This is a genomic window from Mobiluncus porci (genome assembly GCF_009695935.1).
GTDB lineage: Bacteria > Actinomycetota > Actinomycetes > Actinomycetales > Actinomycetaceae > Mobiluncus > Mobiluncus porci.
Genome location: NZ_VUMY01000035.1, coordinates 1 through 2,308, shown reverse-complemented (window position 1 = coordinate 2,308; position 2,308 = coordinate 1). Strand labels below are relative to the sequence as shown.

General features: G+C 54.7%; 1 rRNA gene. It reads right to left on the bottom strand.

The window, feature by feature from the left end:
* Positions 1-2,308: ribosomal RNA gene (locus FYJ63_RS10930) — 23S ribosomal RNA — on the bottom strand; the annotation flags it as partial.

The following is a 2,308-nucleotide window of genomic DNA, read 5'->3' as shown; positions in this document are numbered from 1 at the left end:
GCCCCAGGATGCGACGAGCCGACATCGAGGTGCCAAACCATGCCGTCGATATGGACTCTTGGGCAAGATCAGCCTGTTATCCCCGGGGTACCTTTTATCCGTTGAGCGACCACGCTTCCTCAAGCCATGGCCGGATCACTAGTTCCTACTTTCGTACCTGCTCGACCTGTCAGTCTCACAGTCAAGCCCTCTTGTGCACTTACACTCAACACCTGATTGCCAACCAGGCTGAGAGGACCTTTGAGCGCCTCCGTTACAGTTTAGGAGGCAACCGCCCCAGTTAAACTACCCACCAGGCACTGTCCCTGACCCCGATCAGGGGTCTAAGTTAGGAACCCACTTACAACAGAGTGGTATTTCAACAACGACTCCACCAACACTGGCGTGCCAGCTTCAAAGTCTCCCACCTATCCTACACAATCGCAAGCGAGCACCAATACCAAGCTATAGTAAAGGTCCCGGGGTCTCTTCGTCCTGCTGCGCGAAACGAGCATCTTTACTCGTAATGCAATTTCACCGGGCTCACGGTCGAGACAGCAGGGAAGTCGTTACGCCATTCGTGCAGGTCGGAACTTACCCGACAAGGAATTTCGCTACCTTAGGATGGTTATAGTTACCACCGCCGTTTACTGGGGCTTAAATTCACCGCTTCGTCCAAAGACTAACAGTTCCTCTTAACCTTCCAGCACCGGGCAGGCGTCAGTGCATATACAGCGCCTCACGGCTTAGCATGCACCTGTGTTTTTGATAAACAGTCGCTTCCCCCTATTCACTGCGACCACCACCAACAACCACGCGCAAGACGCTTCGCCGGTAATGGTCCCCCTTCTCCCGAAGTTACGAGGGCATTTTGCCGAGTTCCTTAACCATGATTAACCCGTCCGCTTTAGTATTCTCTACCTGACTACCAGTGTCGGTTTAGGGTACGGGCGGCTCAAACCTAACGTCGAGGCTTTTCTCGGCAGTACAGGCACACCAAACTTCAACCAAAACGGTCTCACCATCAAGCCTCACCCTCAAAGCCTCCCGGATTTGCCTAGGAGACGGGCCACACTCTTAGACGCGCCAAGCCATAAGACACGCGTCGGCTACCTCACTGCGTCACCCCTGTTAACACGCTTGACTACTAAACCGCGGGACCCCAAGACCACAAAACCCATAACACCCGAAGGTGAAACAAGCCAGTGGCATTGGTTAGCACACGACCCCTCGTCATGGACGGTTCTTCGCCGGTACCGGAATATCAACCGGTCACCCATCGACTACGCCTGTCGGCCTCGCCTTAGGACCCGACTCACCCAGGGCGGACAAACCTAGCCCTGGAACCCTTAGTCATCCAGCGGGAAAGATTCTCACTTTCCACTCGCTACTCATGCCTGCATTCTCACTCCCACCAAATCCACCCGAGATCACTCCCGGACTTCAACTCTGGCAGGACGCTCCCCTACCCAACAACACCACTAACCCACCTCGAGGCAGGCCGCGAAAATGTGTTGATGCCGCGACTTCGGCGGTACGCTTAAGCCCCGCTACATTATCGGCGCGGAACCACTTGACCAGTGAGCTATTACGCACTCTTTCAAGGATGGCTGCTTCTGAGCCAACCTCCTGGTTGTCTACGCGACTCCACATCCTTTCCCACTCAGCGCACGCTTAGGGGCCTTAGTCGACGATCTGGGCTGTTTCCCTCTCGACCACGGAGCTTATCCCCCGCAGTCTCACTGCCATGCTTAACTTAACCGGCATTCGGAGTTTGGCAGACCTCAGTAACCAACACGGCCCATCAGTCAACCAGTAGCTCTACCACCAGCAAGAAACACACAACGCTGCACCTAAATGCATTTCGGGGAGAACCAGCTATCACGGAGTTTGATTAGCCTTTCACCCCTACACTCAGCTCATCCCCCCGGTTTTCAACCCAGGTGGGTTCGGTCCTCCACACGCTTCTACACGTGCTTCAACCTGGCCAAGCGTAGATCACCCCGCTTCGGGTCTATATCATGCGACTCCACGCCCTATTCAGACTCGGATTTCCCTACGGCTACCACACACGCGTTAACCTCGCCACACAACATAACTCGCAGGCTCATTCTTCAAAAGGCACGCCATCACCCCACAAGGCTCTGACGGATCGTAAGCGCCCGATTTCAGGTACTATTTCACTCCCCTCCCGGGGTACTTTTCACCATTCCCTCACGGTACTATCCACTATCGGTCACCAGGAAGTATTCAGGCTTACAAAGAGGTCTTTGCAGATTCAAGACAGATTACACGAGTCCGCCCCTACTCGGGGACACGCACCAACCCG